The 14,908-nt window shown below is 63.9% G+C and carries 10 protein-coding genes; 2 read left to right on the top strand and 8 right to left on the bottom strand.

The window, feature by feature from the left end:
• Positions 1-134 precede the first annotated feature (134 nt).
• The 7 genes from rluB to AC56LH_RS02255 form a co-directional block, all read right to left on the bottom strand.
• A complete protein-coding gene (rluB, locus tag AC56LH_RS02285) occupies positions 135-2,225 on the bottom strand; it encodes a 23S rRNA pseudouridine(2605) synthase RluB (protein WP_499643685.1) in 2,091 nt (696 codons plus the stop codon).
• Complete coding sequence (gene scpB, locus AC56LH_RS02280; RefSeq protein WP_499643683.1) at positions 2,212-2,946, bottom strand: SMC-Scp complex subunit ScpB; 735 nt, start codon at positions 2,944-2,946, stop codon at positions 2,212-2,214. The genes rluB and scpB overlap by 14 nt, the downstream gene beginning before the upstream one ends.
• A 418-nt stretch (positions 2,947-3,364) precedes the next feature.
• A complete protein-coding gene (locus tag AC56LH_RS02275) occupies positions 3,365-4,360 on the bottom strand; it encodes a glucokinase (RefSeq protein WP_499643681.1) in 996 nt (331 codons plus the stop codon).
• A gap of 185 nt (positions 4,361-4,545) precedes the next feature.
• Entirely contained in the window at positions 4,546-5,493 is a 948-nt protein-coding gene (locus tag AC56LH_RS02270; RefSeq protein ID WP_499643679.1) for a VTT domain-containing protein, read from the bottom strand.
• A 108-nt stretch (positions 5,494-5,601) separates the two neighbouring features.
• Positions 5,602-7,293: an ABC transporter ATP-binding protein gene (locus AC56LH_RS02265; RefSeq protein ID WP_499643677.1), complete on the bottom strand. Its 1,692-nt coding sequence runs from the start codon at positions 7,291-7,293 to the stop codon at positions 5,602-5,604.
• The gene (locus tag AC56LH_RS02260; protein WP_499648353.1) at positions 7,290-8,306 is read right to left on the bottom strand and encodes an ABC transporter permease; all 1,017 of its coding nucleotides are present in this window, start codon (positions 8,304-8,306) and stop codon (positions 7,290-7,292) included. Before AC56LH_RS02260 ends, AC56LH_RS02265 begins: the two co-directional genes overlap by 4 nt.
• Entirely contained in the window at positions 8,306-9,244 is a 939-nt protein-coding gene (locus AC56LH_RS02255; protein ID WP_499643675.1) for an ABC transporter permease, read from the bottom strand. The genes AC56LH_RS02260 and AC56LH_RS02255 overlap by 1 nt, the downstream gene beginning before the upstream one ends.
• Positions 9,245-9,828: 584 nt before the next feature.
• Between AC56LH_RS02255 and AC56LH_RS02250 the strand changes: the two genes are divergently transcribed.
• Both AC56LH_RS02250 and AC56LH_RS02245 read left to right on the top strand, forming a co-directional pair.
• The gene (locus AC56LH_RS02250) at positions 9,829-12,660 is read left to right on the top strand and encodes a TonB-dependent receptor domain-containing protein (protein WP_499643673.1); all 2,832 of its coding nucleotides are present in this window, start codon (positions 9,829-9,831) and stop codon (positions 12,658-12,660) included.
• Between the two features lie 138 nt (positions 12,661-12,798).
• Positions 12,799-13,767, top strand: coding sequence for an IS1595 family transposase (locus AC56LH_RS02245; protein WP_499643671.1), 969 nt, complete (start codon positions 12,799-12,801; stop codon positions 13,765-13,767).
• A 14-nt stretch (positions 13,768-13,781) separates the two neighbouring features.
• On the opposite strand, the gene aroG is transcribed toward AC56LH_RS02245, so the two are convergent.
• Positions 13,782-14,840, bottom strand: a complete 1,059-nt coding sequence (aroG, locus tag AC56LH_RS02240) for a 3-deoxy-7-phosphoheptulonate synthase AroG (RefSeq protein ID WP_499643669.1) — start codon at positions 14,838-14,840, stop codon at positions 13,782-13,784.
• Positions 14,841-14,908: the final 68 nt, after the last annotated feature.

Genomic DNA, 14,908 nt, shown 5'->3' with positions numbered 1-14,908 from the left:
ACAACACGTCGGGAAGGTCTTCGATTAGGCTGCAAATTATACTGCTTTTCGGCGTGCCTCGCAATCCGCACGCCAAAATGAGCAGCTATACAACAGTTAGCAGACTGCCATCGGCAGCCCGCACTGAATCAGGCTTATCCGCGACGGCCGCGGCGCGGTGCCGCATGCTCGGCGCCGCCACGCGGACCCTGGCCGCCACCCGCACCGCCGCGGCGTGCGCCGCCACCGGTGTTGGCAAAACCGAACGTGGTCTGCAACGGATCGGGCTGGCGCGGACGGCTGCTGGCGCCAGCGCCACCCGTCTTGCCGCCCTGCCCGCCGCCGAAACCGGCGCCGCGGCCTTTGCCGCCGCCCTGACCACCCGGACGGCCACCGACTGGCTTGTTGCCAGGCACCGGACCATTCAGGATGCCCTGGCCGCGGGTGCTGCCCACGCGCGTTGCCTGCGGACCGAACGGATCGACATTGCGGTTGGCATCGGCGCGGTCGATGCGGTTGCCATCGCTGCGGTCGTTGCTACGCTCGTCGTCGCCTCCGGCGCTGCGCACGTTGCCGCGCTCAGGACCGCGCATGTTGCCACGCTCGTTGCCACGCTCACCGCCACGTTCATTACCGCGCTCGCTGTCGCGCGCACCATTCGGACGCGGACCCTTGCCCGGCTTGCCGCCCGACTTGGCGTTTTTCTCCGGCGCCGCTTTCTTCTCGACACCGAAGGCCGTCATCAGCGAACGGACATCGTTTTCTTCGAATTCTTCCCAGCGACCGCGCTTCAGGCCACTTGGCAGCGTCATTGCGCCGTAACGGGTACGGATCAGGCGCGAGACGGTCAGGCCGACCGCCTCGAACATGCGGCGCACTTCGCGGTTACGGCCTTCGCCGATGACCACGCGGTACCAGCGGTTGATGCCTTCGCCACCGCCGTTCTGGATTTTGGAGAATGCTGCCTTGCCGTCATCGAGGTCGACGCCGGCCAGCAGTTTCTGGCGCATGCCTTCTTCCAGCTCGCCCAGCGTACGCACCGCGTATTCACGGTCAATATTGTAACGCGGGTGCATCAGGCGATTGGCCAGGTCACCCGAGGTCGTAAACAGCAGCAGGCCTTCGGTGTTGAAGTCGAGGCGGCCAACGGCCAGCCACTTGCCTGCTTTCATCGATGGCAGGCGATCGAACACCGACGGACGGCCTTCCGGATCGTCATGGCTGACGATTTCGCCGGCCGGCTTGTGGTACACCAGCACGCGCGGTGGCTTGCTGCTCACGCGGCGCTGGATCAGCTTGCCGTTGATGCGCACGGCATCGGTCGGCAGGATGCGCTGGCCGATGTGGGCCGGCTCGCCATTGACCGACACGCGGCCGGCAACGATCAGGTCTTCCATGTCGCGGCGCGAACCCAGGCCCGCTTCGGCCAGCACCTTGTGCAGCTTCGGCGCGTCGTCGTCGGCGGTCAGGTCGCGGCGCACGGCCTTGACCGGCGCATTGCGGCGCGCGCCGTCGTTGGCGTCGAAGTCGTCCGACGTGACGAACGAGAACACGTTGTCGGCCTCGTCCATTGGCTGCGGCTTGCCACCGGGCTTGCCCGGCTTGCCGTTGCGGCCGATCTGCTTGACCGGCTGGCCCTGGCGACCGGCGCCCTGCACCGGACGGGTGCTTTGCTGGTTGCGCATGCCCGGCTTTTGCTGGCCACGGCCGCGGCCCTGCGGCGCGCCGTCGACGGCAGCCGCATCGGCAGTGTCGACAGCCGGCGCGTCGCCTTCTGGCGCAGCGTCGGCAACAGCAGCGGCAGGTGCGGCCAACTGCTCGAGCGCTTCGCGTTCGGCACGCTTTTCGCGCATCTGGCGGGGACCGCGCGGCTTCGGCGCCGGCGCAGGTGCAGCGTCGGTGCCATCGGCGGCCGGCGCTGCGGCCAGCTCTTCCTTGGCAGCCTGAACTTCTTTGGCGGCCTTCATCGCGCGCGGCTTGCGCACTTTCGCGGCTGGCGCGTCGGCAGCTGGTGCATCGCCAGCCAACTCGGCAGCGACTGGCGCGGCGGCGCCGGATTCACTGGCGACGGCGACCTTGCGGGTGCGCTTTGCCTTGACCGGCGCTTCCACGGCGGCAGCGACCGGTGCCGACGCCGCAGCAGCAGCTTCGGCTGCAATCACGGCCTTGGTGCGGCGCTTCGGCTTGGCGGCGGCGGTCTCGGCTGCATCGACAGGCATGTTTTCGGTTGGTTCAGTTGGGTTCATCGTTCGTATCTTTATTGTGCTGACCCGCCTCGGCAATTCCGTCGTCTGTCAGGTCTTGTAGCGACACTTCAATCGGTGAAGTGTCCGGATGTATGACGGGCGCGCCGGCGTCCGCCTTCTCAAAATTGTCGTTCAGTGCTGCTTCCAGTGCTTCCAGGCTGCGTGCATCCGGCCCCTCGGCCAGCGCCTGCAGCGGCGGCAGTTGCGACAGCGACGCCAGGCCCAGGTCGTCCAGGAACTGGCGCGTCGTACCCAGCAGCGCGGGACGCCCTACCACTTCGCGGTGGCCGAGCACGTCGATCCAGCCGCGGTCTTCGAGCATTTTGATCGTCTGCGAATTGACGGCCACGCCGCGAATCTCTTCAATGTCGCCGCGCGTCACCGGCTGGCGATAGGCAATGATGGCCAGCGTTTCCAGCGTTGCCCGCGAATACTTCGGCGGTTTCTCGGGCGAGAGACGGTCGAGATACGGCTTCATTTCGGGGCGGCTCTGAAAGCGCCAGCCCGACGCCAGGCTGACGATCTCGATACCGCGCCCGTCCCAGTCGTGGCGAAGTTCTTCCAGCAAAATCTTGATCGTATCGGCGCCAACACCGGCACCCTGGCTGCGACCGCCTGCATCGACCTCGGCGAACAGCTTTTTCATGCCGTGGATCGACAATGGCTCGCGGGCGCACAGCAAGGCGGTTTCGAGGACGCGCTTGGCCTCGTCAGTATTCATAGTGCGATGTCGTCAATCCACAAACTATAGCGGTAGCAGAAACAGAATCCGCGCAACAGAATCAGGGCAAACACAGCCAGCGCCCGGCGACCACACAACGAGCGGTACCGGCGCGTGGGCGGCTACCGTTCTGCTTGCGATCTGCTGCCTGATACTGGAATGCGTGGGTCCGGGGCTGATGCGCCGGACAATCTATACACGACAGGCAAGGAACCCGTCGCGGGCAAACTGCCTCTGAGTATTGATGCTCGTTGGGAAACGCGGCGTATCGGCGCACTCGCCATGTTCGGGAGGCGCCGGGGAGCGGCCTGTGCGGCACGCGAAGGGACGACAACGTTTCTTGCAACTGGCGGCCATTGTACCCGATAAAACCGCGTAGTGGACAAGCGACCATCCACGCGGTGGATAGCTAGTAGCGTCAGTCTGACAGTTTTTCCGACAAAATCGCTGACACGCCAACAAAAGCCGGGTACTCGGCAGTGATGACGTAGGTTGGCACGGCCGTCAGATAATGGACGAAGCGCCCTTTTTGTTCGAAACGGCGGCGGAACGACGAGCGGTCAAAGCGCGCGCCAAGGCGGGGAACGATACCGCCGCCAATATAGATACCGCCCTGCGCGCCGAGCGTGACGGCCAGGTTGCCGGCCACGGTGCCAAGCATGCCGCAGAATGCTTCGAGCACGTCGTCGCACAATGGGCATTCGCCGGACAGCGCGCGACGCGAGATCTCGGCGGCGCTGAGACGTTCGTCGGGACTCCCGGCGCGATCGGCCAGTGCGCGGTAGATCAGTTCGACGCCAGCGCCGGACAGGAACCGCTCGAACGAGACGTGATCGTATTCGCGCCAGGCAAATTGCAGGATCGCGATTTCATCATCGTTGATGGGCGCGAAGCTGACGTGCCCGCCTTCGCTGCGCAAGGCCGTCCACGAACTGGCGCACGGGATCAGGCCCGACACGCCCAGGCCGGTGCCGGCGCCGATGAGACCCAGCGCCGTGTCCGGCTGCGGCACGCCGCCACCGACCTGCCGCTTGTGCTCACCCAGATGCGGCAGCGAACGCGCCAGTGCCGAAAAGTCATTGACCACCATCAGAACCTCAAAGCCGCACTCCAGGCGCAAGGATTCGGTCGAGAATTCCCAGTGGTGGTTGGTCATGCGCACGTAATCGCCCGTGACCGGGTTGGCAATTGCCAGCGCTGCATGCAGGATCGGGCTGGAGGTCAGCGCCTTGACGGTCGGGCTCGACAAATAGTTGCGCATCGCGTCACCCAGGGTCGCATACGCGGCGCACGGGTAGATCTCGATACCCTCGAGCTGGTCAGGACCACATTCCAGTGCAAAACGGCAATTGGTGCCGCCGATATCGGCCAGCAGGCGGGGGCCGCCGGCATGCAGGCGGGAGGTCTCGGACATGAACATGGAAGCGGTCATTGCAGACATTGGGAGCGAAGCTGCAAGAATACTAAATTCTTTGCCTTGAAGACAAGAACTATCTGTAGTTTAGGTACAGAGATTCGCACATGTGAGGCCTGACTTACCCTCAGATGCGCTCTGACAGCGTAATTGCACTACTTGATTCACTCTACAAGACGTGCGCTTCATCCGCATGGTGCCGGATCGAGCGATGGCGCGGCGCCACGTTGCGCATTCCACGCATCCAGTCCGCCCCGCAGCGGCCGCACGCGATGAAAGCCATTGGCCGCGAACTGGCGCGCCACCTGGGCGGCGGTGATGTCGTCGGGACAGCTACAGTAGACCACAATCTGGCGCTCGCGGTCGAGCGACGCCATCAGTTGCCCGGGCGGGCACGCGTGAAAAATCAGCGCACCGGGGATGGCAGCCTCGAGCTTCTGCGCGGTCAGGCTGCGTGCATCGATGAGCACCGGCTGCTCGCCACTGTCGATCAGCGTCAGCAATTCTGCCATCTCGATGCGCTCGCCGGCGCTGCGCGCGCGGTGCCGGCGCCGCTCGGCATACTTGAAGGCGATGAACAGCGCCAGAACACTGGCGACGACGACCAGCGCCGTGCTGCCCATCGTCGACAGGATATTCAGCACGTCGTCGACGCTGTCATGGAACCAGGCACCGAGCAGGATGCCCACACCGCTCCACAGCGCTGCGCCCGTGACGGCGTACAGCAGGAACGGCTTGGGCGCGACGCCCATCGCGCCCGACAACGGCGCGGCGATGGTGTTGAAGCCCGGGATGAACTTGGACACCAGCAGCGACTTGACGCCGAACTTGCTGAAGCGCTCTTCGGTCTGGTTGACACACGAATCGGGGGACAGGGAAATCTTGCACAGCAGCCGCAGGATGCGCTTGCCATAGAAGCGCCCGGCGCGGAACCAGAACATATCGCAAATGAAGCAGGCGCCGATGGCGGCCAGCCACACCAGCTGCCAGCTGACGTCGGCATCGACCGACAGCGCGCCGGCCACGATCAGGATCGGATAGGCGGGAATGGGCAGGCCGAACTGCTCGACGAGAACGATGCCGAACACGATCAGCACGCCATAGACTTGAATGAGTTCGACTAACTGGGACATCGGCACAGTGTACGTGAATTGCGCTCACGGCACAGGAATGTGGCCTGTTGCGGCAGGTTGTTTGGCATATTCGCAACGGTCTTTCGCGGCATCGACCACTACCCGTAGTTACACGCCGCGCGGGATCGCCGCCAGCAGGGACTTCGTGTATGGGTGCTGCGGATCGCGGTACAGCGCGTCGGCATCGGCGACCTCCACGACAGCGCCGTTACGCATCACCATCACCTGGTCGGAGATGTATTTCACGACCGACAAATCATGTGAAATGAAGATATAGCTCAGGCCAAATTCGTCCTGCAGATCCTGCAGCAGATTGAGCACCTGCGCCTGCACCGACACGTCCAGCGCCGAGACCGATTCGTCGCACACGAGGATCTCGGGTTGCATGGTCAGGCAGCGCGCAATCGCAATGCGCTGACGTTGCCCGCCCGAAAATTCGTGCGGATAGCGCCCATACGCCGCATCCGGCAAGCCGACCCGCCCCAGCAAGGCGCGCGCCAGCGTCTCGCGCTCGGCCTCGTGCGCGCCGATGCCGTGGATGCGCATCGGTTCCAGCAGAATCTGGCCGACCGTAAAGCGCGGGTTGAGCGACGCGTACGGGTTCTGGAAAATAATCTGGATGCGCCGCTTGTACGGCTGGAATTCGCGGTCGCTCATCGTGACCAGATCGCGCCCCTCGAACAGCGCCGAGCCGCCCGTCGCGCGGTGCAGCCGCAACAGCGTCAGCCCCACCGTCGTCTTGCCCGAGCCCGATTCACCCACCACGCCCAGCGTCTTGCCGCGCGCCAGCGTGAACGAGACATCCTCGACCGCCTTGAATTCGCGCTTGCCGAACAGGCCCTCGCGTGTCCAGAAACTCTTGGCCAGATTCTTTACCACCAGCAGCGGCGCATCGTCGGGGTGCGTGCCGCGCACGCGCTGCGGCAGCTGCGCGCCAGGCAGCACGCGCCCCGCCAGGTAGTCGTCGATCACCGGCAGGCGCAGCGGGCGCGCGTCGAGCGATGGCCGGCAATGCAGCAGCGCCCGTGTATAGGCGTCCTGCGGCGCGCCGAACACCTGCGCGGCGGTGCCCTCCTCGCGCACCTCGCCATGGCGCATCACGATCACGCGATCGGCAATCTCGCCCACCAGGCCCAGGTCGTGCGTGATGAACAGCACGGCCATACGCCGCTCGCGCTGCAGGCGCGCGATCAGGTCCATGATCTGCTTCTGGATCGTCACGTCCAGGGCCGTGGTTGGCTCGTCGGCGATCAGCAGCTTCGGCTCGCAGGCAATGGCCATCGCGATCATCACGCGCTGCTGCTGGCCACCGGACATCTGGCCCGGATAGGCATCGATCTTGTGCTGCGGATCGGGAATGCCCACTTCAGCCAGCAGCTCGAGCGTGCGGGCGCGGGCGCCACGCCTGGTCAAGCCCATGTGCTGGCGCAGCACTTCGCCGATCTGGAACCCCACCGTCAGCACCGGGTTGAGCGACGACATCGGCTCCTGGAAAATCATCGCGATGTCCTTGCCGCACAAGGCGCGCCGCGCGGCCAGTGGCAAGCCGAGCAGTTCGCGGCCGGCAAACGCGATCCGCGAGCCCGGATCGACGATCGTGGTCTCGGGCGGCAGCAGCCCCATCACGGCCAGCGAACTGACCGACTTGCCGCTGCCCGATTCGCCCACCAGCGCCACCGTGCTGTTGTCGGGCACGTCGAACGACACGCCTTTCAGCGCGACGCTGGTACGGTGCCTGTCGACCCGGAACGCGATGCGCAGATCGCGCACCCGGAGCAAGGGGTTTGTGTCCTGGGTCATTTGATCTTGGGGTCGAGCGCGTCGCGCAAGGCATCGGCGAACAGCGAAAAACTGGTAACGAGCACGGCCATGGCGCCGGCCGCCGCCGCTAACTGCCACCACTTGCCGAGGATGAGTTCATTCTGCGCCTCGTTGAGCATGCTGCCCCACGAGACGGTCCCGACCGGCACGCCGAAGCCCAGGAACGACAGGATCACTTCGGCCTTGATGAAGCCGACCACGAGGATCGACATCTGCACCAGCGCCACGTGCGACACGTTCGGCAGGATATGCCCGAACATGCGTTGCCAGTTCGACGCGCCGATGGCGTTGGCGGCCATCACGTATTCACGCGCGCTGTGCTTGATGTACTCGGCGCGCATCAGGCGAAACGGCCCGGTCCAGCCGGTCAGGCCCAGAATCAGCACGATGGTCGTCACGCCCCTTTGCTGCAGCACGGCGGCCACGGTCAGGATCATCAGGATCGACGGAATCGACGTGAAGATGCTGTAGAACCAGTTGAACAAATCGTCGATCCAGCCGCCGAAAAACCCGGCCACGGCGCCGAACAGCGTGCCCAGCGTGACCGCCACCAGCGCCGCCACCAGACCCACGACAATGGACGTTTCACCGCCCTTGATCGTCTTCTTGACGATGTCGTGGCCCCATTTATCGGCGCCAAACAGCAGCGTCGTTTGCTTGGCCACCGGCGGATGGGTCGCCGCCAGTTGCGCCTGCAGCGCTGCCAGTTCGGCCGCGAGCGGATCGAACGCATTCGGCGGCGTGGCGCGTGGCAGTTGCGCTTGCGCCAGTGCACGCGCCGTCGCATCGGCGCCGACAAAGCCGGGCGGGGCGTAATTGACGGCCACCTCGTCTTCCCAGTCAGCGGCCACCAGGCCCGTGCTCGAGAGCAGCACGAGCAGCAAGAAGCCAGCCACGACGGCAAGCGCCGCCATCGCCACCCGGTCGGCCCGCAGGCGGCGCCAGGCCAGTGTCCACAAGCCAGCCGAATCGGCGGACGTCTGCAGCGTCATCATCGGAATTGCACCCGCGGATCGACGGCGCGGTACAGCAGGTCGGCCAGCAGGTTGAACACCATCGTTGCCACCGCCACGTAGACCGTGATCGCCTTGATCACCGGGAAGTCGCTGCGTTCGACGGCCAGAATGACTTCGCGCCCGATGCCGGGAATGCCGAAGAAGCGCTCGAGCAGAAAGGCCCCGATCAACAGCGCCGGCAGGTTTGCCATCACATGCGTGATGATGGGAATGGCCGCATTGCGCAGCACGTGCACCCAGACGATGCGGCGCTCGCTCAGGCCCTTGGCGCGCGCGGTGCGCACGTAGTCCTGCCCCACCTCATCGAGCACGAAGCTGCGGTACAGGCGCAGCGTCGGCGCGATCGAGACGGCCAGGCCGATGATGATCGGCAGCAGCGCGTAGTGCCGCAGATTCTCGCCCAGGCTGCTGCCCCAGCCCTGCACCGGAAACAGGCCCAGCTGGTAAGCAAACACGTACTGGAACACCGAGATATACACCAGGATCGAGATCGACATGCCCACCGTGCAGGCAATCATCACGGCGCGGTCGGTGAGCGAGCCGCGCACGAAGGCGATCCCCAACGCCAGCGCGATCCCGAAGAACACTTCGAGCACAGTGAGCGGGATCAGGACGGTGAGCGACGGCCCGAGACGGCTGGTGATGATCTGCGCGACCGGCTCGCCCGTGCTCCAGGCGTTGCCAAAGTCGAACGTGAGGATCTGCTGGACGAAAATCCACAGCTGCACCGGATATGGCTCATCCAGGCCCAGCTGGCGCCGGATATTCTCGATGGCGCTGGCATCGGCCATCTTGCCGGCCAACAGATAGGCGGGATCACCGCCGACCCAGTTGAACAGCACGAACACCAGCAGCACGACGCCCGCCATGGTCGGCAACATCTGCCACAGGCGCCGGACAATATAAGCAACCATGAAACTCCCGAACCGGAACCAGGCAACCGTGCCATTTCCCGCGAAATCTGCTACGCCGATTCCGGCATTGCGAACCCGACACGATAGCGCATATCCCGGCTGCCTGACAGATGCGCGTTGTCATGCACTGATAAACGCCGGTTATTTACTGTATTGACGTTTGTGACGAAAAATGGTGTCGCCAATGCCTAGCGCATGAATTATTTATACATACATATAGGCAGCATTTTCTGCCAAAAAAATACCTTCATACCGCATTAAAGGACGTTTCAAACTATATTTTCCCAATGATATTCCAAGTATTATTTTTTATGACGACGTCATGACTAGCACCAAAATGCGTACTTGTACAGACTGGTTAGCGCACAGTTGTATTTTTGATTCGTCAAGACTTTATACGTTGACACTGCCTTCTTGGAAATGTTTTTATTGCCAAGTAATAAAAAATCGCCGCTGCTAATCGCGGTGGCAATCCAATGACATCACTGCGGGCGACATCCGCCTTGCAGGTCTTACCTGGGAAAATCGACATGATGGTTGAAACAGTGTTATCTCGATCGGTTCGACTGATCTGTGCAGGCGGCATGATCGTCGCGTTCTCGGCGGCCCACGCCCAGGACACGGCGCCCGCCACAGGCGAACCTCAGCGCGTGGAAGTGACCGGTTCACGCATCGCCACGGCCAATCTGGAAAGCATCAGTCCAGTTACCGTCGTCAACGCCAAGGACATCAAGCTCGAAGGTGTGCGTTCGGTCGAGAGCCTGCTCAACAACCTGCCCCAGGTCTTCGCCGACCAGGGCGGCTCGGTGTCGAACGGCTCGACCGGTACGGCCACTGTCAACCTGCGCAATTTCGGCGCCGATCGCACCCTGGTGCTGGTCAATGGCCGCCGCCTGCCAGCAGGCAGCCCGCGCAACACGGCCGCCGACTTGAACCAGATCCCGGTGGGCCTGGTCAAGCGCGTCGAAGTGCTGACCGGCGGCGCTGGCGCCATCTATGGCTCCGACGCCGTGGCCGGCGTGGTCAACTTCATCATGGATGACAGGTTCGAGGGCGTCCAGATCGACAGCAACTACCAGTTCTACAACCACCAGCAAAATGGCGGACCTGCGGCCGATGCCGCCACGCGCCGCAATTTCCCGCTCCCGGGCGACAAGAGCGCCGATGCGAAGGTCAAGGACATCAGCATCACGATGGGCGGCAACTTCGCCGACGGCCGCGGCAACGCCGTGGTCTACCTCGGCTACAAGAAAGAAGACGCGCTGCTGCAATCGGAGCGTGACTTCACCGCGTGCTCGCTGGGCGGCTCCACCACGGGCGACACGTTCAACTGCGGCGGCTCCGGCACCAGCTTCCCGGGTCGCTTCCTGGTCGGCACGCGCAGCTTCACCGTGGCCGATGCGAACGGCGGCGTGCGTCCATATGTCAGCGCAAGCGATGCCTACAACTTCGGTCCGCTGAACTATTTCCGCCGTCCGTCCGAGCGCTATACGTTCAGCTCGTTCACGCACTACGACATCAACGACAAGGCCCGCGTCTACGCCGAGGCCAGCTTCCACGATGACAGCACCGTGGCCCAGATCGCCCCATCCGGCCTGTTCGGCCTCGACGCTTCCGGCGCCAATGCGATCACCTTTGAAAACCCGCTGCTGTCGAACGCCTGGCGCCAGACGCTGGGCCTGAACGCCCCGGGCGACACGGCTGACCTGGTGATCTTCCGCCGCAACGTCGAAGGCGGTGGCCGCCGCGACGACCTGAACCACACGTCCTACCGCGGTGTGGTCGGTGTCAAGGGCGACATCGGCAACTGGAAATACGACGTCTTTGCGCAAGTGGGCAAGGTCCGCTACGCCGAAACCTACTTCAACGACTTCTCGGTGGCACGCAGCGCGCGGGCACTGGACGTCGTGCCTGGCGCCAACGGTGCACCGGTCTGCCGCAGCACGCTGAACGGCATCGATCCGAACTGCGTGCCCTACAATATCTGGAGCCTCGGCGGCGTTACCAAGGAAGCACTGACCTATCTGCAGACCCCGGGCTTCCAGCGCGGCAGCACCTCGCAAACCGTGCAGGGCGTCAATCTGTCGACCGACCTGGGCGAATACGGCCTGAAGCTCCCGACCAGCACCGAAGGCATCGGCCTGGCGCTGGGCTGGGAACACCGCACCGAAAAGCTGGGGCTGGATAACGATGCCGCCTTCGAATCGGGCGACCTCGCCGGCCAGGGTGGCCCGACCAAGAACGTGAGCGGCCAGTTCAGCGTGCGCGATTACTACGCTGAAACCCGTATCCCGATCCTGCAGAAGCAGGCATTCGCCGACCAGCTCAACGTCACCGCCAGCTATCGCAAGTCGGATTACTCGACCGGCCAGAAAACCAGCTCGTATGGTGCGGGCATCGAATGGGCGCCGATCAAGGAAGCGAAGTTCCGCTTCAGCTATCAGCGCGCAGCGCGCGCCGCCAACGTGGTCGAACTGTACACGCCAGCCGGCCTGGGCCTGTACGGCATGTCGTCCGATCCATGCGCAGGCACGACGCCGACCGCCACCTTGGCCCAGTGCGCACGCACCGGCGTCACCGCTGCCCAGTACGGCAACATCGTCGATTCCCCGGCCCAGCAATACAACCAGATCAGCGGCGGCAATGCCAACCTGGCGCCGGAAAAATCCGACTCGTACACGCTGGGTCTGGTGCTGACCCCGACGCGCAACACGTCGGTCACCATCGACGCCTTCGACATGAAGGTCAAGGGCATCATCGGCGGCTTGCCGGCAACAACCAGCCTGGACTCGTGCCTGGCCACGGGCGACGCGACGTATTGCTCGCTGATCACGCGTGACCGTCTGGGCACCCTGTGGGCGCTGGAAACCGCGCAGATCGTCGCCACCAACCAGAATCTGGGCATGGCATCGACCAAGGGCGTGGACCTGGGCGCGAACTGGAATACCAAGCTGGGCGAATGGGGCAGCCTGAACCTGTCGCTGATGGGCACCTACCTGAAGGAATTCAAGCAGCAGGATCTGCCAGGCGGCGACACGCGTGACTGCGCCGGCCTGCATGGCCCAACCTGCGGCGTACCGCTGCCGAAGTGGCGCCACAAGCTGCGCGCCGTCTGGGGCACCCCGTGGAACGGCGTGGAACTGGGCGCAACCTGGCGCTACGTGCGCGCTGTGAACCTCGACACCGAGTCGGAACCGGCTGATGCACGCCTCGGCGCACGCAGCTACCTGGATCTGGTGGCCAGCTGGCAGATCAGCCCGATCTTCACCCTGCGCGCCGGCATGAACAATGCGCTGGACAAGGATCCACCGCTGTCGGGCGTGGTTGCCGACGTGTTCGGTAACGGGAATACCTACCCGCAGATGTATGACGCGATGGGCCGTCATATCTTCCTGAACCTGACCGCCAAGTTCTGATCGCGGCGAGCAGATAGAACAACGGCGCACCTCGGTGCGCCGTTTTTTATGGGCGCAGTCAACGTTAAATAGAGACCAGCTTTGAACTGACGAGCATCCTCGTGGTCCAACCCCTGCCCCCAGCGTCAGGAGTCGATCATGAAAGCGCCACGTTTCAAAAGCTGGCTCGCAAAACTGCCTTCGCTGAACCAGCCGCAGCGCCGTCAAGTGCTCGATGCCCTGCATCCTGCCGCCGGGCTCGATCAGGTGGTCGCGCTCATCATTGAGGTCAGATCACCCGGCCGCTGCTGCCCCAGATGCGGCGACGAACGTTGCTACCGGCATGGTTTCGCCAACGATTTGCAGCGCTACCGCTGCTGTGCCTGCGGCCGCACCTTCAATGACCTGACCGGCACGCCGCTGGCGCGGCTCAGGCTCAAGGCCAAATGGCTCGCCTATTCGCAGGTGCTGCTCGATTCACTCTCCGTGCGCAAGGCAGCAGATCGGGTCGGCGTACACCGCAACACGGCCTTTCGCTGGCGCCACCGCTTCCTGCATTGGGTCAAGCTCGACCGGCCCGCGCTCCTGAATGGCATTGTCGAGGCTGACGAAACATTTCTGCTTGAATCACAAAAAGGTTCGCGTACGCTTGATCGGCCACCACGCCACCGCGGCGGCCATGCTGCCAAACGGGGCATTTCCAGCGAACTCGATTGCATCCTGGTCGCGCGCGACCGCGAGGGGCGCACCATCGATGCCGTCACTGGCCGCGGTGCGCTCAAGGCTACGCAACTCGAGCGTGACTTGCTGCCCAAGCTCGATCCGCAGGCCTTGCTTGTCAGTGACGGCCACCCTGCTTACCGCGCCTTTGCAAGCAAGCACAGGATCGCGCACGAAGCGGTCAATCTGGGCGCCAGTGTACGTGTGAGGCGTTTGGGCAACCTTGCCATTCACGTGCAAAACGTAAACGCCTACCATCAACGCTTCAAGGCCTGGCTACAGGGCTTTCGTGGCGTGGCGTCGCGCTACCTGCCCAATTACCTGGGCTGGCGCTGGGCGCTGGATGGTGAACGGGTCACGTCGCCGGAACAATTGCTTCGCATTGCTATCAGCGTCATCAACAGATAACGCTGACTGCGCCTTTACTCCTGGCGCAAACGGCGCTGGCGCACCGCCGCCGCCAGGCCATCGAGTACCTGCAGGCTGCTGTCCCAGTCGATGCAGCCATCGGTCACCGACTGGCCGTATGTCAGCTCCTTGCCCGGCACCAGATCCTGGCGCCCGCCCACCAGATTCGACTCGATCATCACGCCCACGATGCGATCGTCGCCGGCCGCGATTTGCGCGGCGATGTCGGCGCACACCGGCACCTGGTTCTCGGGCTTTTTCGAACTGTTCGCATGCGACGCATCGATCATCAGGCGGCTGGCCAGGCCCAGCGCGGCGATCTGGCGACAGGCTTCGTCGACGCTGGCGGCGTCGTAGTTTGGCGCCTTGCCGCCACGCAGGATGATGTGGCAATCCTCGTTGCCCGAGGTCGACACGATGGCCGAGTGGCCGCCCTTGGTCACCGATAAAAAGTGGTGCGGCTGTGACGCGGCCTTGATGGCCTCGGTCGCGATCTTGATATTGCCATCGGTGCCGTTCTTGAAACCGACCGGGCACGACAGGCCAGACGCCAGCTCGCGGTGTACCTGCGACTCGGTCGTGCGCGCACCGATGGCGCCCCAGCTGATCAGGTCAGCGATGTACTGCGGGCTGATCACGTCGAGGAATTCGGTGCCGGCCGGCAGGCCCATCTCGTTGATGTCGCGCAGCAGCTCGCGCGCCATGCGCAGGCCGTCATTGATGCGGAAGCTGTTGTCCATGTAAGGGTCGTTGATCAGGCCTTTCCAGCCCACCGTCGTGCGGGGCTTTTCAAAATAGACCCGCATCACGATCTCGAGTTCACCGGCAAAGCGCTGGCGCTGTTCGACCAGGCGGCGCGCGTACTCGATCGCCGCCTTCGGGTCGTGGATCGAGCACGGCCCGATCACCACCATCAGGCGGTCGTCCTGGCCATGCAGGATGCGGTGCAGGTCGACGCGCGCGCCGGCCGCGGTCTGCTCGGCCGCCGGGGTGACGGGGTACTCGCGGATCAGGTGCGAGGGCGGCGTCAATTCCTTCATTTCACGGATGCGTAGGTCGTCGGTGCGGGGCATGCTGGACTCTCTTTCGTGCTCGGTTGAGTTTGGTTTTATACCGTCTGACAATAAAAAAACCGCCATTG

The sequence above is a fragment of the Telluria sp. LT1R51-2 genome, assembly GCF_059685775.1.
The sequence above is the reverse complement of the archived record's forward strand: the minus strand, read 5'-3'. Positions and strand labels throughout refer to the sequence as shown.

Excerpts from the sequence above, each read along its gene's own strand:
- AC56LH_RS02270 (WP_499643679.1), bottom strand. The coding sequence starts at position 5,493 with ATGTCCCAGTTAGTCGAACTCATTCAAGTCTATGGCGTGCTGATCGTG.
- AC56LH_RS02255 (WP_499643675.1), bottom strand. The coding sequence starts at position 9,244 with ATGGTTGCTTATATTGTCCGGCGCCTGTGGCAGATGTTGCCGACCATG.
- rluB (WP_499643685.1), bottom strand. The coding sequence starts at position 2,225 with ATGAACCCAACTGAACCAACCGAAAACATGCCTGTCGATGCAGCCGAG.
- AC56LH_RS02265 (WP_499643677.1), bottom strand. The coding sequence starts at position 7,293 with ATGACCCAGGACACAAACCCCTTGCTCCGGGTGCGCGATCTGCGCATC.
- AC56LH_RS02245 (WP_499643671.1), top strand. The coding sequence starts at position 12,799 with ATGAAAGCGCCACGTTTCAAAAGCTGGCTCGCAAAACTGCCTTCGCTG.
- AC56LH_RS02275 (WP_499643681.1), bottom strand. The coding sequence starts at position 4,360 with ATGTCCGAGACCTCCCGCCTGCATGCCGGCGGCCCCCGCCTGCTGGCC.
- scpB (WP_499643683.1), bottom strand. The coding sequence starts at position 2,946 with ATGAATACTGACGAGGCCAAGCGCGTCCTCGAAACCGCCTTGCTGTGC.
- aroG (WP_499643669.1), bottom strand. The coding sequence starts at position 14,840 with ATGCCCCGCACCGACGACCTACGCATCCGTGAAATGAAGGAATTGACG.
- AC56LH_RS02260 (WP_499648353.1), bottom strand. The coding sequence starts at position 8,306 with ATGACGCTGCAGACGTCCGCCGATTCGGCTGGCTTGTGGACACTGGCC.
- AC56LH_RS02250 (WP_499643673.1), top strand. The coding sequence starts at position 9,829 with ATGATCGTCGCGTTCTCGGCGGCCCACGCCCAGGACACGGCGCCCGCC.